Origin of the sequence: Micromonospora sp. WMMD708, assembly GCF_049315245.1 — a bacterium.
Classification (GTDB): Bacteria; Actinomycetota; Actinomycetes; order Mycobacteriales; family Micromonosporaceae; genus Micromonospora; species Micromonospora wenchangensis.
On the sequence record NZ_CP186060.1, the window covers coordinates 3,495,905 to 3,517,295 of the forward strand.

At 75.1% G+C, this 21,391-nt stretch carries 16 protein-coding genes and 1 pseudogene; 10 read left to right on the forward strand and 7 right to left on the reverse strand.

From position 1 onward, the window contains the following. The first annotated feature begins 125 nt into the window (after positions 1 to 125). Positions 126 to 929, forward strand: a complete 804-nt coding sequence (locus ACN260_RS15405) for a transglycosylase SLT domain-containing protein (RefSeq protein WP_422751774.1) — start codon at positions 126 to 128, stop codon at positions 927 to 929. Positions 930 to 980: 51 nt separating this feature from the next. Then, on the forward strand, positions 981 to 1,400 hold the full coding sequence (locus tag ACN260_RS15410) for a DUF4913 domain-containing protein (RefSeq protein ID WP_422751775.1): 420 nt from the start codon (positions 981 to 983) through the stop codon (positions 1,398 to 1,400). 90 nt (positions 1,401 to 1,490) lie between these two features. Here ACN260_RS15410 and ACN260_RS15415 read toward each other — a convergent pair whose 3' ends face one another. The 3 genes from ACN260_RS15415 to ACN260_RS15425 all read right to left on the reverse strand — a co-directional run bounded on the left by ACN260_RS15415 (position 1,491) and on the right by ACN260_RS15425 (position 5,138). Then, positions 1,491 to 2,627 (reverse strand): zf-HC2 domain-containing protein, encoded by a 1,137-nt coding sequence (locus ACN260_RS15415; protein WP_422756726.1) that lies wholly within the window; start codon positions 2,625 to 2,627, stop codon positions 1,491 to 1,493. Between the two features lie 100 nt (positions 2,628 to 2,727). Continuing rightward, a complete protein-coding gene (locus ACN260_RS15420) occupies positions 2,728 to 3,282 on the reverse strand; it encodes a sigma-70 family RNA polymerase sigma factor (protein WP_422751776.1) in 555 nt (184 codons plus the stop codon). Positions 3,283 to 3,503: 221 nt separating this feature from the next. Further along, positions 3,504 to 5,138 (reverse strand): beta-1,3-glucanase family protein, encoded by a 1,635-nt coding sequence (locus ACN260_RS15425; RefSeq protein ID WP_422751777.1) that lies wholly within the window; start codon positions 5,136 to 5,138, stop codon positions 3,504 to 3,506. Between the two features lie 237 nt (positions 5,139 to 5,375). Here ACN260_RS15425 and ACN260_RS15430 point away from each other — a divergent pair, with 237 nt between their 5' ends. Beyond that, a complete protein-coding gene (locus tag ACN260_RS15430) occupies positions 5,376 to 6,956 on the forward strand; it encodes a ricin-type beta-trefoil lectin domain protein (protein ID WP_422751778.1) in 1,581 nt (526 codons plus the stop codon). Positions 6,957 to 7,119: 163 nt separating this feature from the next. On the opposite strand, the gene ACN260_RS15435 is transcribed toward ACN260_RS15430, so the two are convergent. Then, positions 7,120 to 8,616, reverse strand: a complete 1,497-nt coding sequence (locus ACN260_RS15435) for a S8 family serine peptidase (RefSeq protein ID WP_422751780.1) — start codon at positions 8,614 to 8,616, stop codon at positions 7,120 to 7,122. A gap of 300 nt (positions 8,617 to 8,916) precedes the next feature. Here ACN260_RS15435 and ACN260_RS15440 point away from each other — a divergent pair, with 300 nt between their 5' ends. After that, positions 8,917 to 11,022, forward strand: coding sequence for a hypothetical protein (locus ACN260_RS15440; RefSeq protein WP_422756727.1), 2,106 nt, complete (start codon positions 8,917 to 8,919; stop codon positions 11,020 to 11,022). Here ACN260_RS15440 and ACN260_RS15445 read toward each other — a convergent pair. Then, a complete protein-coding gene (locus ACN260_RS15445; RefSeq protein WP_422751781.1) occupies positions 10,968 to 12,944 on the reverse strand; it encodes a hypothetical protein in 1,977 nt (658 codons plus the stop codon). The genes ACN260_RS15440 and ACN260_RS15445 overlap by 55 nt on opposite strands. Positions 12,945 to 13,097: 153 nt before the next feature. Between ACN260_RS15445 and ACN260_RS15450 the strand changes: the two genes are divergently transcribed. Together ACN260_RS15450 and ACN260_RS15455 are read left to right on the forward strand one after the other, a co-directional pair. Next, entirely contained in the window at positions 13,098 to 13,583 is a 486-nt protein-coding gene (locus tag ACN260_RS15450) for a hypothetical protein (RefSeq protein ID WP_422751782.1), read from the forward strand. A 43-nt stretch (positions 13,584 to 13,626) separates the two neighbouring features. After that, positions 13,627 to 14,484 (forward strand): annotated as a pseudogene (locus ACN260_RS15455) (DUF817 domain-containing protein); the annotation flags it as partial. Between the two features lie 96 nt (positions 14,485 to 14,580). Here the strand turns inward: ACN260_RS15455 and pdxY are convergent. Together pdxY and ACN260_RS15465 are read right to left on the reverse strand one after the other, a co-directional pair. Continuing rightward, on the reverse strand, positions 14,581 to 15,432 hold the full coding sequence (pdxY, locus tag ACN260_RS15460) for a pyridoxal kinase PdxY (protein ID WP_422751783.1): 852 nt from the start codon (positions 15,430 to 15,432) through the stop codon (positions 14,581 to 14,583). 145 nt (positions 15,433 to 15,577) lie between these two features. After that, on the reverse strand, positions 15,578 to 17,554 hold the full coding sequence (locus ACN260_RS15465; RefSeq protein WP_422751784.1) for a copper resistance protein CopC: 1,977 nt from the start codon (positions 17,552 to 17,554) through the stop codon (positions 15,578 to 15,580). A 327-nt stretch (positions 17,555 to 17,881) separates the two neighbouring features. On the opposite strand from ACN260_RS15465, the gene ACN260_RS15470 reads away from it, so the two are divergent. The 4 genes from ACN260_RS15470 to ACN260_RS15485 all read left to right on the forward strand — a co-directional run bounded on the left by ACN260_RS15470 (position 17,882) and on the right by ACN260_RS15485 (position 21,386). Next, positions 17,882 to 18,451 carry a sigma-70 family RNA polymerase sigma factor gene (locus tag ACN260_RS15470; protein WP_422751785.1) on the forward strand — a complete coding sequence of 190 codons (570 nt, stop codon included), beginning with the start codon at positions 17,882 to 17,884 and terminating at the stop codon, positions 18,449 to 18,451. A gap of 76 nt (positions 18,452 to 18,527) precedes the next feature. Continuing rightward, a complete protein-coding gene (locus tag ACN260_RS15475) occupies positions 18,528 to 19,358 on the forward strand; it encodes a zf-HC2 domain-containing protein (RefSeq protein ID WP_422751786.1) in 831 nt (276 codons plus the stop codon). A 163-nt stretch (positions 19,359 to 19,521) separates the two neighbouring features. Continuing rightward, positions 19,522 to 20,154, forward strand: a complete 633-nt coding sequence (locus tag ACN260_RS15480) for a copper chaperone PCu(A)C (RefSeq protein ID WP_422751787.1) — start codon at positions 19,522 to 19,524, stop codon at positions 20,152 to 20,154. A 23-nt stretch (positions 20,155 to 20,177) separates the two neighbouring features. Then, positions 20,178 to 21,386 (forward strand): Dyp-type peroxidase, encoded by a 1,209-nt coding sequence (locus tag ACN260_RS15485; protein WP_422751788.1) that lies wholly within the window; start codon positions 20,178 to 20,180, stop codon positions 21,384 to 21,386. The last annotated feature ends 5 nt before the right edge of the window (positions 21,387 to 21,391 follow it).

Below are 21,391 nucleotides of genomic sequence, written 5' to 3' on the forward strand. Positions count from 1 at the left end.
GGGTCCGGACCCGTCAGTACGGCGGGCGGGCGGTCGACGGACGCCACTACGACAGGCCCCGCCACCCGGTTCACGCCGGGGACGAACTTTTTTCCACCACGGTGGTGAGCAGCCTGGGAGGCGACATGGCAGCGTCCGACAACGACGGCGCGGAGCCGACGCAAGGGTCGAACCGGAGCAGCGCGGCGCTGATCGGCGCGGCCGTCGCGGCCGGGCTGAGCTGCCTGGCGACCCCGGTGGCCGGGGTGGTCGGGGCCGCCGCCGTCTTCGTGATCGGCGCGCTGGGCGTGCTGCTGGCCCCGCTCGTCGCGCTGATCCTGCTCTTCGGCGGCGGCGGTGGGTCGGCCGACCCGGTCAGCGCCGCCGACGACTCGCTGGCCGCCGCGCAGGGCGACGGCAAGGGCACCCTCGACCCCGACCAGGTGCCCGAGGGGCTGGCGGACAGCATCGAGGACGCCGGGAAGACCTGCACCCAGATCGGACCCGTGGTGATCGCCGCGCAGATCGAGGTGGCCTCCGGGTGGGACCCGGCGAAGGTCGGCCCGAACGGGGAGAAGGGCATCTCCCAACTGCCGCCCGAGGTGTTCACCCGGTACGGCGAGGACGCCGACGACGACGGCGACACCGACGCGGTCGACGAGGAGGACTCGATCGCCGCCCAGGCCAAGCACGTCTGCGCGCTGGCCGGGCAGGCCCAGGCCCTGCTGGACGACGGCGAGGCGATCGGTGACGTGCTCGATCTGACGCTCGCCGCGTACGCCGTCGGCATCGACGAGGTACGCCGGGCCGGTGGCGTGCCCTCCACCAACGCCGCGCAGCTCTACCTCGCGCAGGTCAGGTCCCTGTTCGCCAAGTACCAGGGGATCGGCGGTCCGCCGCCGTCGTTCCCGCCCACCGCCTCGCCCAGCCCCACCGCCTCGGGCGACTGACCGCACCGACCGGCGGAACCGATCCGACCGGCAGACCGATGAGGAGTGTCCATGACGGTGACCACCCCGCAGGAGCAGACCCGTGCCGACGACGCGCCGCCGGGCGACCGGCCGCCCACCTCGCCGTTCATCCTCTACCTGCGTGACGACGAGTACGTCGAGGAGTTGGAGCTGCTCAGCAACTGGGTCCGGCTGCTGCTCGTGCCGATCTACGCCCGGGAGGCGTCCTCGACCGCGCCGTGGTGCGGGCAGTGGTGGCGGCACCCCGAGGCGGTGGCGCAGTTGCACGGCCTGTGGTTGGCCTGGCAGGAACTCACCGGCCCGGAGGCGGGCCTGTGCGGCCCGGCCAACTGGCACCGCGACTACCTGGAACCGGTGCTGACCAGCCTGCGCAACCCGGCCGGGCCGTTCGCCGGCTGCAAGGCGGGCGCGCACCGGGCCAAGGAGGTCCCGCACACCGACCCGTACTGACCCCGGTGGCCTGCCCGGCTCCGGACCGGCGGGTGGGGTCCGGGGCGCGGGCCGGGTCGCCCGGACCCCGGCCGGGCGGGTCGGGACGGTTCAGCGGGAGATCGGGGCGGTGACGATCGCGGTGCCGTCCACCAGCCCCACGGTGACGAAGGCCAGGTCCGCGACCGGCAGCGACAGTTCGCCGGTCACCTCCTGCGGGCCGGTCGAGGCGGTCCAGTCCCGCACCACGTGGGTGACGCCGTCGCGGGTCACCGCGAACAGCCGGTACCGCAGGCCCTGACGCAGGCCGGTGGCGGTGATCCGGATGGTGGAGCCCCGCCCCTCGTCGGTGGTGATCGCGACGGAGAGGCTCACCCCCTCGGCCGGCGCCTCCCCGGTCGCGGTGAGCACCACGCCGCTGCGGTCGCCGAAGCCGTCGACCACGGCGGTCCCGCCGGCCAGGACGACTGCCACCAGCGCGGCGGCCACCCCGCCCCAGAGGACCATCCGGCGACGCCGGGCCGGGTCGGCGGGGCGGGTGCCCCCCGTGCCGGGGGCCGTCGCGGGCCGGTCCCCGCCGGGGCGGCTGCCTGCCCCACGGCCGGTGGTACGCGGGCCGGCCCCCCGGCGGTCACCCCGTCGGGGGGCCACGACCGGCGTGCCGGACCGCGGGGCCGGCGGTACGTCGGCGAGCGGCCCGGCGTCGGCGGGGGTCGGGGTCGATCCGGCGACGGTCGCCGGCACACCGTCGGCGGTGGGTGTCACCGGCTCGCCGTCGGCGGGGGGTGCCGGCGGCGGCGAGCCGGCGGGCGGACGCGCGAGCGGCACCGGTGCCGCCGGACGACCGGAACCGGTGGGGGATGGCGGGCCCACCGGCGGCGGGTCGGCCGACAGCGGGCCCGGTGGCGGACCTGGCGACGGCGGGTCGGCCGGTGGCAGGTCGGCAGGCAGCGCAGCGGCCGTTGGCGGGTCGGCAGGCGGCACGGCGGGGGCGCGGTCCGGCGGTGGGCCGTACCCGGGCGGTAGCGGGAACTCGGGCGTCAGCCCGGCGAGGTCGTCCCAGTCGGCGGCGTCGAGCCCGCCGAGGGCGCTGGTCACGCCGCCCATCTCACCCGCTGCGGACAGGCACTCGTCACAGCCGGCCAGGTGGGCCTCGAACGCCACCCGGTCGGCGTCGTCGAGTGCGCCGAGCAGGTAGAGAGCCAGGGCGGCGTGCTCAGCGGTGGGAGGTTCGCCCCCGGTGCGCATCACGCCCCCCTTCTCGACCCGGAGACACCGGTGACGGTGTGACGACCCCCGGGACGGCGGCCGTCCGGGAGATCGAGCGGGAAACCGACACGTCGCGCCATCACGACGACTCGGTCGGGCCGATCGCTGCGTGCAGCGCGCGCACCGCATAGTACGTTCTGGACTTTACCGTACCCTCCGGGATTCCCAGTCGCTGCGCGGCCTCGGCGACCGAGGAGCCCTTGTAGTACATCTCGACGAGCACCTCACGGTGTTCCGGTTTGATCTGCTGCAACGCCAGCCGGACGGTGTGGGTGCTGACCACCCGGTCCATCTCGTCGTCGGCCGAGGCGAGCCGGTTGAGGTCGGGGATGGCCACCTCGGGCGGGCGGGACTGCCGGGCGCGCATCGCGTCGATGGCCACGTGCCGGGCGACCGTGTAGAGCCACGGGGCGATCCGGCGCGGGTCCTCCGCCAGCGTCTCCAGGTTCCGCCAGGTGCGCAGGAACGTCTCCTGGACCAGGTCCTCGGCGAGTTCCTGCCGGCCGAGGACCAGTCGGGTGAGGAAGCGCAGCAGCGGTCCCCGGTACTGCTCGTGGATCCAGCGCATCAGGGCCTCGGGGGAGGCCCGCTCGGTCGCCGCGTGGCCGGTCACCCCGGGCGCTTCGTTGGGCACCGCCGACACAGAACGCCTCCCCCTGACGTACGGGTCACCCCCGTACGGCCGCGCCGTCGTCTCGACGTCGAGCCCGTCTAGGAAGAGAGCATAACCGTACTGATCGGACGGTCGACCGGGCCGTCGGCCCGCCGACCGGTGAGGCCGGGGTACGGCGGTGGACGGCACGGTGGCGGCCCACCGGTCGGTGTCGTGCGCGGGGGCGACGAGGGTGGCCGCGCTCATCGGGTGAAACGCAGCCAGCGGACGTTGACGAACTCCTCGGGTTGGCCGCTGGCGAACGTGAGGTAGACGTCGTGCACCCCGGTCACCGGGGCGAGGTTCCCCGGCACGGTGACCCAGTTCTGCCAGCCTCCGGTGCCGGCCACCGCGACGCTGCCCACCGGCGGCAGGCCGGGGGCGTCGAGGCGTACCTCGATCAGGCCGGAGACGCCCTGCGGCGCGCCGGAGGCCACCCGCACCTGGAACTGGGTCGCCGGCTCGCGGCCGAAGTCGACCCCCCGGTACCCGGCCCAGTCGCCGTGGGCGAGGAAGCCCAGGTGCTCGCCGCCCTCGCTGGAGGGCTCCTTCCGTACGCCCTGCTGCCGGTCGAAGCTGACCGCCGCGATCTCCTGGCCCACGCCCCGGGCGGCGGCGACCTCAACCGGACGCTCGACCTCCACCGGACGCTCGACGACCACCGGGCGCTCGGCCTCGGGTGCCGGCTGTCCGGCCGCGCCCCCGCCGAACGGGGTGAGCGTGATGGTCATCTCCCGGGGTGCGGTGTCCTGGATGTAGGAGGCGTCGTCGGCGACGTCGTCGAAGGGGAAGCCGTACGCGCGGCCGTCGGCGCTGTGCCGGTGCAGCACCCGGGAGTAGTGGTTGGTCACCGGATGCTGGTAGTAGGCGTCCCGGCTGGTGGTCGGCTGGTCCGGCTGGTCGAGCACCGACCGGTTGAACCCGGCCCCGAGGACCGCCGCCACCGGCCCGGAGCGCCCGTCGTTGGGGGCGGCGAGCGCCCCGTCGCAGTGGAACACGTTGAGCGTCGACGGCCGGTCGAAGGCGCGTACCCCGCCGTCGAAGGTGAACCGCCCGTCGACCACCCGGCCCCGGAAGGTGCCCGTCGGCCCGTGGACCCGCAGCTCGGTACGGCTGTACCGGTCCCAGGTCTCGGCGATGTAACCGTCGTAGTACGCCGGGTCGAAGCGGCCCGTCTCGATGCCCTTGCCCGGCGCGATGACGCGCAGCCCGTCGCCGAGCACCAGCCGCTCGAAGCCGGGCTGGCGGGACAGCTCGGCGAAGATCGCGTCCCGGCCGCCGTCGACCAGCTTGCCGGTGGCCTGCTCCACGTCACCGAGCAGCCGGATCGACAGCGGGATGCTGAACATGTCAACGGTGGTGGTGTTGCAGAACATGCCGGAGGCGTTGTAGGTGAACTCACAGCAGTCGTGCAGCACGCCGAAGCTCGGGTCGTCGGTCACCCAGCCGACCGGGTACTGCAACGCCGGCCGGCCGTTGCCGTCGGTGACCACGGTGAACCGCAGCTCACCGTCGATGGCGAAGTAGATCCGGCCCGACATCATCGGCAGCACGAACCGGGTCACCCCGGAATCGGCCAGCCGGACGCCGATGTCGGCGGCCCCGTCCGGGCCGTTGTGCGCCGGGTCGGCCGGGGTGAACCGTCCGCTCTCCCGGACGTAGCCCATCGCCCCGGTCTCCGGGTCGGTGCCGACGACGTACATCCGGATCGCCGCGTTGGCGAACCGGCCCGTGCTGTTCACCACGTTCAGCGGCAGACCGCCCGAGGCCCGCGCCCGCGAGATCAACGGGGCCGCCACCAGCGGCACACCGACCACGGCGGCACCGGCGAATCCCATCCCGAGTACCCTGCGGCGAGAAAGCATCCCAAGCTCCGATCAACGACACGGCCATCGCCGCCGACGCCCGGTGTGACTCCGGCCCGGCCCGGCGGTAGCCACGTTGACGGCCCGCTACCCCCCTCGGTTCAATGTCGACCGGACCAAAATCATCAGATCCGATTCGAGCCCGGTGAACCAGGGACATCGCGCATCCGTCACGACAGCGATGTCGCCACGCCGGAAGGGACACCTCCCGTGAAATCCGATCACCCCTCCGTACTCGCCCGACTGGGGTCGATCCCCCGTCGTACCGCAGCCTTCGTCGTCGCCGGACTCGCCGTGCTGTCCATGGTGGTGGCCGCTGTCGGCTGGGGCGCGGCCGAGGCCCGCGACGACGACCTGACCGGTCGGCCCGTCTCGAAGGAACACCTGACGACCATCCAGGCCGCCGCCCGCTCGTGCCCGACGCTCACCCCGGCCCGGCTGGCCGGTCAGCTGATGGCCGAGTCGGGGTTGGACGGCCGGGCCGACCGGACCGCCTCCGGCGGGCAGGGCATCGCCGGCCTCGACGCCGCCGCGTGGAAGGCGTGGGCACCGTGGCCCGGCGCGGAGCGCTCCGACCCGGCCGCGAACATCCTCGCCCTGGCCCACCTGATGTGCGACCTCAGCGGCCAGGTCCGGCTGGCGGACGTCCCGGGTGACACCTGGCGGCTCTCGCTGGCCGCGTTCCACACCGGCCTCGACGAGGTACGCGACGCCGAGGGGGTACCCACCGACGCGGTGAAGTACGTCGACCAGGCCAGCGGGTACGCCGCCTACTACGGCAAGCTGACCGCGTTCGGCGGATCCGGCCAGCCCCGTCCCAGCACCGGCGTCCAGCAGCCCAAGGCGGTGCCCGGCAACTACACGGCACTCGTCGTGCGGGCCGGTTCGGTCTGCCCCGAGGTGACGCCGCCGCTGGTCGCCGCGCAGCTGATGGCACTGTCCGGGTTCGACGCCAACCTGCTCGGCCCCGAGGGGCAGCGGGGCGTCGCGCAGTTCCGACCCGAGGTGTGGCAGGCGTACGGCCCGTCCGACGCCTCGGCGTGGGACCCGCAGGCGGCGGTCCCGGCGGTCGGCACGGCCCTGTGCGCCCTGCACAAGGAGCTGTCCGGGCTGGAGGGTGACCCGTCGCTACTGGCGCTGGCCGCGTACCGCAACGGCCCGGCCGCCGTCCGTCAGGCCGGCGGTGACCTGGACGCCGGGACGCAGGCGTTCCTGCGGACCGTGCGGGAGCACACCGACTACTACGCCCTCGACAACCGGCTGCGGCCGGCACCGCCGTCGGCGTCGCCGTCGCCCAGCCCGACCGTGACGCCCCCGGCGTCGCCGTCGCCCAGCCCGAAGGGCAGCTCGGACGCCCCGCCGCCGCCCGCGAGCCCGTCGGCCAAGCCGGCGGCGGCACCGACCCGACCGGCCGGCACCAAGCAGCTCGTGGGCAAGGAGACCGGGCTGTGCGTCACCGCCGGGACCAGCGACGGGGTACGCGCGGTGCTGAACAAGTGCCGGGAGGAGCGGTCGCAGTGGTGGGACTTCCGCTCCGACGGCAGCGTCCGGGCCAACGGGCTCTGCCTCGACGTGGCCTGGGGTGAGAAGAAGGACGGCACCCCCGTGCAGGTCGCGGTGTGCAGCGGCAATCCCGCCCAGAAGTGGGAGTGGATCGAGCACAACGGCCGCACCTCCCTGTTCAACCGGGAGACCGACCGCTGCCTGGACGTCGACGGGCACGGCGTCGGCGCGCCGATGATGTCCTGGATCTGCGTGTTCAACCCGAAGCAGACCTTCACCCGGCGGTAGCCGTACCGACAGGCGGGCTCCGGTGGGCACGCCCACCGGAGCCCGTCGCGTCGGGACCACCGGGGCCCGGCGGTTACCGGGGCCCGGCGGTTACCGGGGCCCGGCGGTTACCGGGGCCCGGTACCGGTGTCGACGGCCGGGCCGGGCACGACCGGTGACCGGCTCAGCCGGCGAACCGGCGGCGACGCAGCCGCAGGCCGAAGACCACGGCGACGCCGCAGAGCAGCGCGATGCCGAGGATCACGGCGAGCGCCGCGCCGTTGTTGCCCTGCTGCTGGCTGGCCACCTGGTTGCGGTCGTCGACCGCCACCGACACCGAGGCGGCCGGGTTGATCATGCCGGAGCCGTACCTGGCGTCGGGGGCCGTGCCGATCGCGTCGGCGGTGCTGCGGATGCGCTCCTTGACCTGGGCGGCGGTCAGGTCGGGCTGGGCCGCCCGGATCAAGGCCGCCTGCCCGGCGACGAACGCGACGGCGAACTCGGTGCCGGTGTTGCTGACCGCCTTACCCCCGCCCACGCCGAGGCTCGCCACGTCCACCCCGGGCGCGACCACCTCCACCGCGCCCTCCACGTACTGCTCGGCGAGCTGGTCGCCGGCACCGACGCCACCGGTGAACAGCAGCGCCCCGCCCCCGGACCGGCCGGCCGGGGACGGCGGCGTCACCGCCTTCGTCGGCGCACCGGCCACCAGCAGGACATCGTGGTCGAGGGCGGTGGCCACGGAGGACGCCACCGCCGGGTCACCGAGGTCGACGTGCGAGCCGACCGCGACCACCGACGCACCGGCGCTGACCGCCACCTCGATGGCGTTCGCCGCGTCGGCCGCCCGCGCGGCACCCGAACCGCGGACCACCCGCACGGGCAGGATGGTCGCGTCCGGGGCGATGCCCACCGGGCTGCCGTCGACGCTGCTGTCACCGGCGATGATGCCCGCCATCGCGGTGCCGCTGCCCAGGCAGTCGGTGTCGCCGCGCCCGTTGCCGACGGTCACGTCCGCGCCGACCGCCACCCGGCCGCTGAGCTGCTGCACACTCGCGTCGACGCCGGTGTCGACCACCGCCACCTTGACCCCGTTGCCACGGGTCAGGGTCCAGGCGCTGTCGGCGGCCATCCGCAGCTGCGCCCAGTCCGACCTGCTGCTCGACCCGGTGGTGGCGGTGCACTTCGGGCCGTTCGCGCCCGGTCGGGGGCTGCCGCCCGGCCGGGTCGGACTCGGACTCGGACTCGGGCTCGGGCTCGGGCTGACGGCCCTGGGCGTGGGGTCGGCCGCGCCGGAGGGCCGGGCACCCGGGGTGGGTCGCTTGCCGGTCGGGAGCTGGCCGTACTTCACCCCCTCACCGGCCGCGTCCCAGGGCAGCACCAGCTGCCAGCCGGCCTTCAGGCTGCCCGGGTCGGTCAGCCGGGACCCGTCGGGCTGTACCCGGCCGGTGTTGAGGTGGTAGATCTCCGCGGACCGCTCGCCGCTACCGAGGAACCGCCGCGCGATCGCCGTCAGGCTCTCCGGCTGACCCTGGTACTGCGCAGCGACCACGTAGTACTTCACGTAAGGCTGCGGATCGTTGGTGGCCTTCGCCACAACCGGCCCGGTCGGCGCCATCAGCACGCAGCCGGCCATCGCCACCGCGAGCAGGCGGGCAAGGATCGAGCGCTTCGCCAGCACTGGGTGTCCCCCTTCAGTCACCATGGCCGAGCGTCACCGGCCTTCACCGTCTATTGCGGATCAGCGGCCGGTCCGTTCAAATCAATCTGAACCAGATTTCCATGATCCTCGTCATGAGGTCAGCCGAGGGTACCGGCCGCCGATGACGGGAACGTCTCCTCGGGCCGTCCCCCCGGTGGGGACAGGTGACCGGCAGGCGGGCGACCCTCCACCGGAGACGGTGGGGACGAACGACCGGCCGGGCGGTCAGGTGCCGGTGGAGACGAAGGTGGGGCGGCGGTGAACGGGCTCGGGCGTACGATGGAGCCGGTGGGCGGCAACGGCTTGGACCGGGTGCCGGCCACCCGCCGTTTCGACCCGCGCCGGCACCGCCGCATCGCCGGCCTGTACGACCTCTGGCTGGCCCCGGGGCCCGGCGGACGGCTGGTGCTGCCCACCGCACCCGGCCGGCCGCTCGACGCGCGGGCCGTCGCCACCCTGGTCCGGCACGGCGCGGACGCGGCGCAGGACGTCCGGATCCTCGCCGACGACGGGGCCCGCCACCTCGACCTGTTCACCGAGGTGGCCGGGCTGCTCGGGCACGACGTGCTGGTCAGCCCGGACGGCTCCGACATCAGGCACGCCATCGACCGGTCGACCGCCGGGTCCACCCGTCCCACCGCCGACAGCGGGCCACTGGACGCGGTGCCGCTGGACCGGGTGACCCGCCAGCCGATGGACTGGCTCGTGCTCCAGCCACCGGACCTCGCCACCTCCCTGCCCGGCTGGTTCGCGGTGGACGACGGGCTGGTCCGTCCCCGTACCGGGGTGGTGGGGTTGCCGCTGGCCGACGGCCTCGCCCTGGCCACCCGGGCCGATTTCGTGACCCGGCGGGCCACCGCGCACCGGCTCGGCGCGTCGACCGGGATGGTCACCGTCGCCGTCACCGCCCGCTCCGGCGGTTTCCTCGTCGGCACCTACAGCGGTACCCAGGACGTGCACAGCGGCGGGCAGCTCGCCGCGCTCCTCGGCGACCTGCCGCTCTACGGCGCCGACCTGCGGCTCTGGCTGACCTGGCCGTCCGACGCCGACGAGCAGGCCCGGCTCGTCGCGGAGGTGGTCGAGTTGGCCGAGACGACCGGGGCCACCGTCTGGACCCCGCCCGCGGGCGGCCGGGCCGAGCTGATCGACGACCGGCGCGACCTGCGGGCGTTCGACCCGACGGGCGCGGTCGCCGCCTGGCAGGCCCACCGGCCGAGGTACGCCGACGGCCCGTCGACCCTGGACGCGACCCCCGAGGGGCTGCTGGTGTCCCGACGGGACCGGGAACGGATCGTGGTCGTCTCCTCCGCCGCCGCAGTCGCCGACGCCGGGCCGGCCGACGGCCACCCGGGGCCGCCCCGCGCCGACGACACGACCCCCGGACCGGACGGCACCGCCGCGCCCGCCTCGGTGGACCCGGCCGACGCGGCACCCCCGACGCCCGTCGGCGACGACGTCGCGGTGGCGGAACAGCCGGCCGTGCCCCTCCCCCGGCCGACCCTGGTCACCGACAGCCGCCGCGCGGCCGACTACGGCCCGCCCTGGTTGCGGCGCGGCCAGCAGGTCAACGCCGAGACGTTCGAGGCGTACGTCCTCGTCGAGGGTGACCCGGCGCGGGCGGTCGGCGACGGGCTGCCCGGCGTCGAGTTGTTCGTACCCGCGTTCCTCGACCCCCGGTCGGCCCCGGCCGGCAGCGACCTGCTGCGGGTGCGGATCGCCCCGGGCGGCGCGATCCCGATGGCGGTGCTGCGGGCGCACGTGCCGGCACGGTTCAAGTACGTCCTGGGCAGCCCCGACACCTACCTGCTGCCGGCCGCCCGGCTGGACCGGGTCCGCCTGGTGGGCGGTTTCCGCTGCGACGGGTTCAGCCGCCTGCTGCCCACCGTGGACGCCGACGGTGAACCCCTGCGGATCCGTACCGCACCCACCAACCGGTCGGTCGCCGGGCTGCCGAACGACGTCCGCCGCTGGCCCGGCTTCGGCACCCGGCAGGCGTACGCGCTGCTGCCGGCCCGGTCCCGGGGACTGCCCCGGGGCTGGCTGCCGCTCTACCAGCAGCGCCCGGTGGCCCGGCCGGGCCGGTTGCTGGTGGAGGTACGGGTGCCGGCGGGACGCACCGTCGACGTCGGGGCCACCCACACCATGCTGGCCGGGTTGACCCTGGTCCGGACCAGGGTGGACCGGCTGCACCGGGCCGGGGTGGACCTGGTCCTGGGCAGCCGCTCGTACGACCGGATCGTGGTGCAGCGCGCCTTCCGGGCACAGGGGGGCGGGTGGCAGCGGATCGGGGAGGTCACCCCGGGGCCGCTGCCGTCCGCCGTCGCCGGCCTTCAGGCCGCCGTACCGGCCCGGGTGGTGGACCCGCCGTCGACCGGGGACACCTGAACCGACCACCGGCCGGCCGGCACCGGCCCGATCACCACCGGCACGCACCGCCCCCCGGTGTCCGTGGCGAGCCGCCGCGCCCCGGCCAGTTCCGCACCGGCCAGGCCGGGGGTGAACACCACGTACGGCGCGGGCGGGTCGACGTCGGGTGCGCCCGCCGCCGGCAACCCCGGCAGCGACCGGCATCCCTGCGGGGCCTGTCCACCGAGCACGTCGCCGACCGTGGCCACGCCGACGCCGCCGGCCCGCAGCCGCCCGGCGAACAGGGCGGCCGTCCGCCGGCAGTCGTCGGTGTCGCCGACCAGGGTGAGCACGTCGGGTGCCCGGCCCAGGTCGACGTGCAACCGCCACGGTCCCCGGTGACCCAGCACCAGGGGCAGGGTCGCCGGGGGCGCGGCCTCGTCCGGGCCGAGCCAGGCGTACGCGGGCGCGCCCCGGCCCGCCGCGACCCCGACCAGCCGGACCCGGATCGGCCCCAGTTCGGTCTCCAGCTCGGTGCTCAGGTACGGGACCTCGTTGCCGGTCGGCACCGCCGGACGCGGCAGATCCACCCCGGCCGACTCCGGGACGGCTGGCGGCTGCCGGACGGTCGGCGGCTCCGGGACGGAGGGCGGCTGCGGTGGGTCGACCGGGGTCGGTCGGGGTGGTGCCGCCTGCGGAGCCCGGGGCGGCCAGACCGGCTTGGCGGGCAGCCCGCCCGTGGCCGCCGGGGGTGACGGTCGGGTGCCGGGGACCACCGCCTCCGATACCGCCACCTGGTCCCCCGCTCCCGGCACGGGCTCCGACGCCGGCACGGAGGTCAGCCCTGGCACGGAGGTCGACGTAGGCACGGAGGTCGGCCCTGGCAGAGAATCCGGTTCCGACGGGGAGGCCGGTTCCGGCGGGGAGGCCGGTTCCGGCCGGACCGACGCCGGCGGGGTGGCGGCGGCCGGCAGCGGTGCCGGTTCCGCTGCCCGGGGCGGGGCGGTTGGCCGGGCGGCGGTACGCGGTGCCGGCAGGACCACCGACGGCGGCGGGGGCAGGATCGGCGGGGTGACCGTCGGCGGGGCCGGCCGCCGTGCCGGTGCCGTGACCGGCCGGGTGATCGGGGGCGGGGGCGGGGGCGGGGGCGTCGAGGCTGCGGGCGGCCGGCGGGTGACCGGGGACGGTGGGGTGTCCACCGCGTCGGGCACCGGCCCGGCGGCCAGTTCGGCGGGGGTCGGGGTGTGGTGCCGCTGCGGCGGCCACGGCCCGTCGTCCTCGAGCACCAGCCGGCGGGGCCCGCTACGACGCAGCAGCAGCACGGCCACGGCGGCGAAGAAGACCGCCAGCAGCCCCGCACCGACCCGTATCAGCAGCGGGTCCAGCCCGCCGCCCGCCTGCGGAGGGTCCGGCGGCCGGGCGACGGCCCGGGTGGTCGCGGCGGCCGTCCGGGCCGGACGGGAGGCCGCCGCGGAGGACGGGGCCACCGTGCGCGGGGTCGGGCTGGGGCTTGACGGGGTCGTGGCGCGCGGGCTCGGGCCGGCCGGAGCCGGTGACCGTGGTCCCAGTTGCGGCAGCCGGCCGATCCGTACCCCCTGGCCCTGGGCGTCCCGGGGCAGCACGAGCCGCCATCCGGGGCGCAGGACCACCCCGTCGGTGAACGTCTCACCGTCGGGCTGGACCCGGCCGACGTTGAGTTCGACGATCTCCCGGAACCGGTTGCCGTTACCGAGGGTACGCAGCGCGATGGCGTAGAGGTACTCCCGTTGCCCGTCGACGGGTGGCCCGACCACGTAGTACCTGCCGGTCTCGGCCGGCACCACGCTGACCGGCCGCGCCACGCCCGCCGGCCGCGCCGCCTGTGCCGGCTGTGCCGCCACGAGCAGCGCGATCCCGACCAGCAGCACCGTGACAAAGGCCCGCCGCATAGCCACCATCGCCTTCCACACCCTCGGTCCCACCGACATCCTCCCGTCCCGGCCCCCTTATACGAACCGGGGTGCCTACGGTTCAACCCGAGCCGGATCGTCCTTCGGCTGGCGGGTGCCGTCCCGGCCGGCAGGTGACAGGCCGCCCGCGCGCACCGCGTCCGACGGTCGTGCCAGGATGTGGCGATGTCGTACCCCCCTCAGCCGTCGTACCCGTCCGCGCCCGGCCCCGTCACGCCGCTGATCGCCTACCCGCAGCCGGTTCCCCCACCGCCGGGGCACGCGGTGCTGGCCGTCTCGGTCAACCGCGGTCCGTACCTGGTGCCCGTCCCGGCCACCAGCCGTTTCAAGGTCGACGGCCGGTTGGTGTCGATCCCCGGCGAGGGCACCTGGTACGTGGCCGTGCCGGCCGGGGCGCACGACATCCGCTACACGGACTTCATGGGCATCCCGATCGTCACCACCGCGCTCACCGTCCAGCCCGGACTGGTGTACCCGCTGGCGTTCCGCTTCGGCGGTTGGCGCAACCGGGTCCACGACGGGCAGGGCACCGACGTGACGAAGTTCGGTATGTGGTCGAACTACAGCATCCTGCTCGTCACCCTGCCGGTGGTGCTGCTGCTCTGCTGCGGTGGCCTCGGCCTGATCGGCGCGCTCTCGACCTCCCCCTGACCGTCGGCACCGGCCGCGCCGGCACCCGGTAGCGTCGCCCCCGATGCCTCCTGCGCCCGGACCGACCGGCCTGACCACGACGGAGCGTGCGGTCGACGCCCGCTTCCGCGCCGTCCTGGCCCGGCTGCCCCGACGCGGGCCGGCCGGCTGGCTGGTCGAGTTCCTGGTCTTCGGGCTCAAGCAGGCCTGGGCGTGCGTGTTCGGCGGGGCGATGCTGGCGGTCATCCTGGCCGCCCGGCTCTGGTACCCGCAGGATGCCGGCCTCGCCCGCAACGACCTGCTGACCGTCGCCGCGGTCGCCATCCAGGCGGCCATGTTGGCCGGACGGCTGGAAACCCTGCGCGAACTGCGGGTGGTGGTGCTGTTCCACCTGGTCGGGACCGCGATGGAGTTGTTCAAGACACACGTCGGCTCGTGGTCCTACGCCCCGGACGGGGTGCTGCGGCTCGGTGCGGTGCCACTGTTCAGTGGCTTCATGTACGCCGCGGTCGGCTCCTACCTGGTCCGGGTCAACAGGTTGTTCGACCTGCGTTTCACGCGCTACCCCCGACGCCGGGTGACGGCGCTGGTGGCGGTCGCGATCTATGCCAACTTCTTCACCAACCACTACCTGCCGGACGTCAGGTGGCTGCTCATCACCGTCGTCGCGGTGGTGTTCGGCCGTTGCGTGATGCAGTTCCGGGTCTTCCGGTTCCGGTTGCGGATGCCGCTGCTGCTGGCCTTCCTCCTGGTCGCCTTCTTCATCTGGTTGGCGGAGAACATCGCCACCTGGTCGCAGGCGTGGCTCTACCCCGGCCAGGTGGCCGGGTGGGACCCGGTGTCGCCGACGAAGCTCGCCTCGTGGTTTCTCCTCATGATCATCTCGGTGGTCCTGGTCACCTGGATCTCGCCGCCCCGCCCACCGGAGAAGCCACGACCACCGGAGAAGCCACCCCGACCACCGCAGCCGGAACACGCCACCGACGGGGGCCGGTCGGCGGCGCAGCCCGTGCCCGCTTCAGCGCAGCCGGCGGGCGGTGAACCGGGCCGGCGGGTCGGCGATGGCGTCCTGGGCGGCGACCAGTTGGATCTCCCGGGTGCCCGCCGCCAGGGTCCGCTCCAGCACGGTGAAGACCGAGGAGATGGTGCGTTCCAGCGCGGTCGCCGGTGAGCCCGTCGTCCGCAGGTGGGCCAGGTAGAGCGCGGCGGTGACGTCGCCACCGCCGTTGGGGTTGATCGGCAGCAGCGGCGTGGTCACCGCCCAGGCGCCCTCGTCCGAGACGGCCACCACCTCCAGCGAGCCGGCCGGCACGTCGTCGTGCAGCACGCTGGTCACCAGCACGTCCCGGGGGCCGGTGGCGCGGACCACGTCGACGGCGTCCAGCACGGCGGTCAGCGAGGTGGTCGTCCGGCCGGCCAGGAAGTCCAACTCGAAGTGGTTCGGGGTGATGATGTCGGCGCGCGGGACCACCACGTCACGCAGGTACTCCGGGATGCCGGGCCGGACGAACATCCCCCGCCCGGTGTCGCCCATCACCGGGTCGCAGCAGTACACCGCCTCCGGGTTGGCGGCCCGCACCCGGTCGGCGGCGGCGAGGATGACCGCACCCATCGCCGGGTCGCCCTGGTAGCCCGACAGCACCGCGTCGGCGGTGCCGAGCACCCCCCGGTCGGCGATGCCCTCGATCACCTCCGCCACGTCGGCCGGGGCCAGCAGCGGCCCGCGCCACGCGCCGTACCCGGTGTGGTTGGAGAAGTGCACGGTCAGCACCGGCCAGACCTCGTGCCCGAGGCGCTGGAGCGGGAACACTGCCGCCGAGTTGCCGACATGGCCGTAGGCGACCGAGGACTGGATGGACAGGATCTTCACCGGCCCATCATGGCCGTTCCCCCCGACACCCCGGGTACGGGCCCACCGATTCGCCCCGCGTCGTCGACCTCCCGGGCGGGACCGGGCGGGCGGTGGCGGTTCCGGCCGGCCCCGGCGGTGCACGCGGGGTCGGCCGGAACCGGGCTCAGGGCAGATCGAGGGTGTACTGCGCGGTGTGCACCGTCCCGTCGACCTGGAAGTCGAAGAACGCCCGGTAGCGGCCCGCGCTCGGGGCGGTCAGCCAGAACCGCACCGTCCCGTCCACCAGTTCCTGGTCCGGGTGGACGTGCACGTAGCCCAGGTCACCCTCGCGCACCACCACCAGATGCCCGTACGCCCCCAGGTAGCGCTGCAGGCGGGCCGGGTCGACGCCGTCGAGCCGGAAGGACAGCGGCACGGTCACCCCCACGGTGGGGGTGCCACCCATCGTGACCGTGAACGGCCCGGCCGTCGACTGCGACGCGGCCGGCGGCAGCGGGACGGGAGTGTGCGCACCGGGCACCTGGTGGTCGACCCCCAGCACCAGCGGGACCGTGGTGCCGTCGGCGCCGGTCACCGAGAAGTCGGCGTAGATGCGGTAGCCGCCGGGCCGGGTCAGGGTCAGCGGGACGCTCCAGGTGCCGTCCGCCGCCATGGTCGGGTGCAGGTGCTGGTAACCGCTCAGGTCCCGCCCCACCACGACCAGGTGCAGCGGCTTGTCGTGGACGACCGCGAACCGGGTCGCCGCCTTCCCGTCCGCGCCGACGATGCGGAACCGGTAGTCGGCCCGTACGCCCGCCGGTTGGGTCCGGGCCGCCGGTTCGACGGTGTAACCCCCGGCGTTGACCGACAGCCCGGTCACCTGCGCCTGGGCCCCACCAGCGTCGCCGGGATGGGTGTGCGCCCCGGTGCCGGGCCCGTGCTGGTGCCCGTCCCCGGCCGCCAGCGCCGCACCGGTGGCCGGCGGGGCAGCGGTGGTGGTGCCGTCGGCGGGTCGGGTGCCGGAGCCGATCCGGCCGAGCCCGAAGCCCGCCAGCAGGGCCACCACCAGCCCGCCGACCAGCAACGCGAGACCCGTGTTGCCCAGTCGGGACCCGGGATTCGGCGCAGGAGCGGCGGATGCCACTTCCCCGGTGCCGGCGTCCGTCGCGGCGGATACCGTCTCGCTGACGGCGGACGTCGCGGCGGATACCCCGGCCGGGACCGCCCCGGCCGAGGCCGCGCCGGCCCTGGCGGAGGTCGTCACCGCAGCGGTGACCACCGTACGGCGGGCGGCGGCCGGACGGGCCACCTTCCTGCCGCCGCTCGTCGCCTTCGACCGGTGGACCCGGGTGCCGCCCCCGGACCGGGCGACCGTCCCCCCGGGGCGGGGCCGGCCGGCGGGCCGGGTGGCGGGCACCGGGCGACGCCGCCACGCAGTGAAGCCGACGGCCGCCGCGACCAGCACCGCACCGCCGGCCCAGGCCAGCCAGCCGGGGCCGCCCTCGTCGTCGTCGGAGGCGGCGGCGGCCGGTGGGGCGGCCGGCGCGGCGGCGGTCACCGGGGCGGTCGGCACCGCGGAGGCCGCCGGGCCGGCGTGGCCGGAGGTGGCGTGCTGTTCGGCGGCGGCCACCAGCGCCGGGTCCGGCTGGTCGACGGGGGGCCGCCAGCCGGCCGGCGCGGCGGTCGGGCGTCCGGTGTAGCGGAAGGTCATGGTGCCCCGGACCGGCTCGCCGTCGGAGGCCACCGACAGGTAGCTCACCGCGTACTGGCCGGCCGCCGGCAGGTGGGCCAGCGTGACCACCGCCGGGAAGCCGGTGCTGTACTCCTTCGGCTCGAACTTGCCGTCGACCAGCAGGTACTCCCGGACCGGCTTGTCCAGGGGCCGGGGGGAGCCGTGCCGCCAGCCGTTGTCGACCCGGGCACCGCCGGGCCCGGTGACGGTGAAGTACGCGTTGGCCGCGACCTGCTCGGTGAAGTACAGCTCCACCGTCGTCAGCGGCTCGGCCACGGTGGCGTTGGCCGCCGGGGTGGACATCGCCAGGGTGCCGTGCGCCTGCGCCGCCGTGGTGGGCAGCAGGACCGCCGCCGCGACGAACACGAGGGCGAGCAGGCCGGCGAGGGTACGCCCGGCGGGTCCGGTGGCTGGAGGGGGACAGCGCATCGGATCATCCTCACGAAGAGCGGACTTCAATCAATAGTTCACTAACTTTTTACGCAGATGGCAAAAGTTTTGGCTACGGCGTCCCAATCTGGGGTCGAGATGATCAAAACTCGTCCCGGCCGCGTACCCCGTGCCCGGCCGGTCACGGCGGGCCTCCGGTCCCGACCCCGGTACGGATGATCCGCCGACGCCTCCCGTCCGTACCAGTGGGCGGGGGTGACGCCGGGTATGCCGTACGCTCACCCGGGACCTACTACACCCCGTCGTTACCGTTGACGGACGACGACGGAGCACGGCAGGCGGCAGAACCGGACACGGAGGTGGCAGGTGGGCGACGACGACGCGGAGATCACCGCGTGGGCGCTGGCCGCCGGTCGGGGTGACCGGGAGGCCGCGGCCCGCTTCATCCGGGCCACCCAGCAGCACGTACGACGGTTCGTCGCGCACCTGATCAGCCCGGCCGAGGCCGACGACCTCACCCAGGAGACGTACCTGCGGGCGATGCGCTCGCTACCGTCGTTCGCCGCCCGTTCCTCGGCCCGCACGTGGCTGCTCGGCATCGCCCGCCGGACCGCCGTCGACCACGTCCGGGCCGCCACCTCGCGTCCGCGCACGGTGCCGCTGTCCGAGTGGCACGACACGCCGGACACCCGGGGCAGCGGCTTCGACGGCGAGGTGGTGCTCAACGACCTCCTGCTGGCCCTGCCCGCCGACCGCCGGGAGGCGTTCGTCGCCACCCAGGTCCTCGGCCTGTCCTACGCCGAGGCGGCCGAGGTGTGCGGCTGCCCGGTCGGCACCATCCGGTCCCGGGTCGCCCGGGCCCGCGAGGATCTCGTCGCGGCGGTCGAGGGGAACCCCCGGGCGATCCGCCGCCGGCCGGGAAGCGCCGCCGGCTGACCGTCGGCCCCGGGCCGCGACCGCGCCCGGCAGAGCCCACGGGAACCACCACGCCCTGCCGGCCGACTACCCGTACATGGGGTGTGAGCAGTGGCGGGAGATCCTGTCGGCACAGTTGGACGGCGAGGAGACCCCCGCCGAGCGGATCGCGGTGGACGCGCACCTGGACGGGTGCGTGGGCTGCCGGGTCTGGTGTGACCGGGCCGCGACGGTGACCCGGCGGTCCCGCCTGACGCTCTCCACCACCGAACGCCGCGACCCGACTGTCGACCAGCCCGGCCGGCTGCGGTCGACGACCGCCGTCACGGCAGGGCCGGAGCCGGCGGCCGGCTCCGATCTCGCCGACGTCGTGCTGGCCGCGCTCCCCGCCCGCCGCCGGCTGCGGGACCGGCTCGTGCCGACCCTGCGCACCGGGCTGGCCCTCATCGGCGCCCTGCAACTGGTGCTGGGGCTGGCCCAGGTCGGCCGGGGCCCGGCCACCGGGCACGCCCACGGCGCGCTCGACACGTTGGCGTCCGGGCACCTGTGGCACGAGTCGGCCGCGTGGAACATCGCCGTCGGCGCGGGTTTCCTCTTCGTGGCCGCCCGGCGCACCCCGACCGGAGGGCTGCTGCCGATGTTGAGCGCCTTCGTCGCCGCGCTCGTGCTGCTCTCGGCCAACGACCTGGTCACCGGCCGGGTGGAGCCGACCCGGCTGGTCAGTCACGGGTTCCTGGTCACCGGCTACCTGATCGTGGTCGCGCTGTCCCGACTCCGGCTGCGTCCGGACGGCCCGGCGGGGCGGGGCCGGGGTGACCGGCCCGCCTGGCGGCTGCGCGCGGACGACGTACCCGCCACAGCCCCGACGGTGCGCCTGCTGCCGCCGTACGCGGGTTCGGCGCGGACCCGCGACCGGTCGGCCGCCTGACCGGACGCCGTCCGGCCGGTGCGGCCGCCCAGGGGGTGGCGGAGCGGCCCGGCCGGCGCAACGGCCCGTTCCCCCGCGACGACACAATCCCGACCGGCCGGAACTTTCTCGGACCGGTGACCGACCAACGGGACAGCACATCAGCACAACGGAGGAAGAACCCATGCGTCCCACCGGTCCACTCGGCACGAACCGACGCGCGTCAGTCGTCTTCGCCGCCGCCACCGCCGCCGCCCTGCTGGCGGTCGGCACCGCCGGCTGCGGCCCGGCCGACCCGGCGTCGGGCACGCCCTCGGGTGCCTCGTCAGGTGCCTCGGCACCGGCGAGCGCGTCCGCCGGGGTGCTCACCATCCGGGACCCGTGGGTGAAGGCGGCCGACAAGGGCATGACGGCGGCCTTCGGAACCCTGGTCAACGACAGCGACGCCGACGTCACGCTCACCGGCGCCACCACCGAGGTGTCCGTACTGGAACTGCACGAGATGACCATGAAGGACGGCGCGATGGTCATGCGGCAGAAGCAGGGCGGCGTCGTGATCAGGGCGAAGGGTACCCACGTGTTGGAGCCCGGCGGCGACCACCTGATGCTGATGGACCTGCGCCGACCGGTGCGGGCCGGCGACGAGGTCACCGTGACCCTCACCTTCGCCGACGGCCGGACCCAGCAGTTCACCGCCGTGGCCAAGCCGTTCACCGGGGCGCAGGAGAGCTACGCCCCCGGCCACGGCGCGCCCGAGCCGACCATGAGCGGTCAGCCGGCCCCGAGCGGACAGCCGACGACCGGCCCGACGCCGTGACCGGAAACCCGGACGTGCGTGTGGTGAGCCGGCGCGGTCTGCTCGCCGGCGGGGCACTGGCCGCAGGGAGCGCGCTGACCGGCGGCGCGGTGGTCGGCGTCGGGCGGGACGGGCCGACCGGCGGGCCGGGCGCGCCGCAGCCGAGTCCGGTGGCCGCCGTCGGGGGCCTGGTCGAGCCGTTCCACGGGCCCAGGCAGGCGGGGGTGGCCACCGAACCGCAGGCCCACGCCGCGTTCGTCGCGTTCACCCTGCGACCGGGCACCGACCGGGCGGCACTGGGCCGGCTGCTGCGGCTGCTCAGCGACGACGCCGCCCGGCTCACCCAGGGTCGGCCGGCGTTGGCCGACACCGAGGCCGAGCTCGGGCTGCTGCCGGCGCGGCTGACCGTGACCTTCGGGTTCGGTCCCGGCCTGTACCGGGCCGCGGGCGTCGACGACCGGCGGCCGCCGTCGGTGGCCGACCTGCCGGCGTTGCGGATCGACCGGCTCCAACCGGCCTGGTCCGGTGGGGACCTGCTGGTGCAGATCTGCGCCGACGACGCGGTCACCGTCGCGCACGCCCAGCGGGTGCTGGTCAAGGACAGCCGGCCCTTCGCCACCGTCGCATGGGTGCAGCAGGGCTTCCGGCGCAGCCCCGGCGTCGAGCCCGCCGGGCACACCCAACGCAACCTGTTCGGCCAGCTCGACGGCACCGCCAACCCCCGCCCCGGCGTCGCGTTGGACACCGCCGTCTGGGTGCCCGACGGTCCGGACTGGCTGCGTGACAGCACCACCCTGGTGGTCCGCCGGATCAGCATGAACCTGGAGACCTGGGACCTGCTCGGCCGTACCGACCGGGAACTCGCCGTCGGCCGGCGGCTCGACACCGGCGCCCCGCTCACCGGCACCGGCGAACACGACGAACCCGACTTCGCCGCCGTCGGCGACGACGGGCTCACCGTCATCCCCGACTTCTCCCACCTCACCCGGGCCCGCGTCACCGACGACCGGTTGAAGATCCTGCGCCGCCCGTACAACTACGACGGTGTGCCCTCCCCGCAGGGGCACGCCGACAGTGGCCTGATCTTCGCCTCGTACCAGGCCGACGTCACCGCGCAGTTCCTGCCCATCCAACGTCGACTCGCCGACCGGGACCTGCTCAACGAGTGGACCACGCCGATCGGCTCCGCGGTCTTCGCCGTCCCGCCCGGCTGCCCGCCCGACGGGTGGATCGGCCAGCAGGTCCTCGGCTGAGCCGG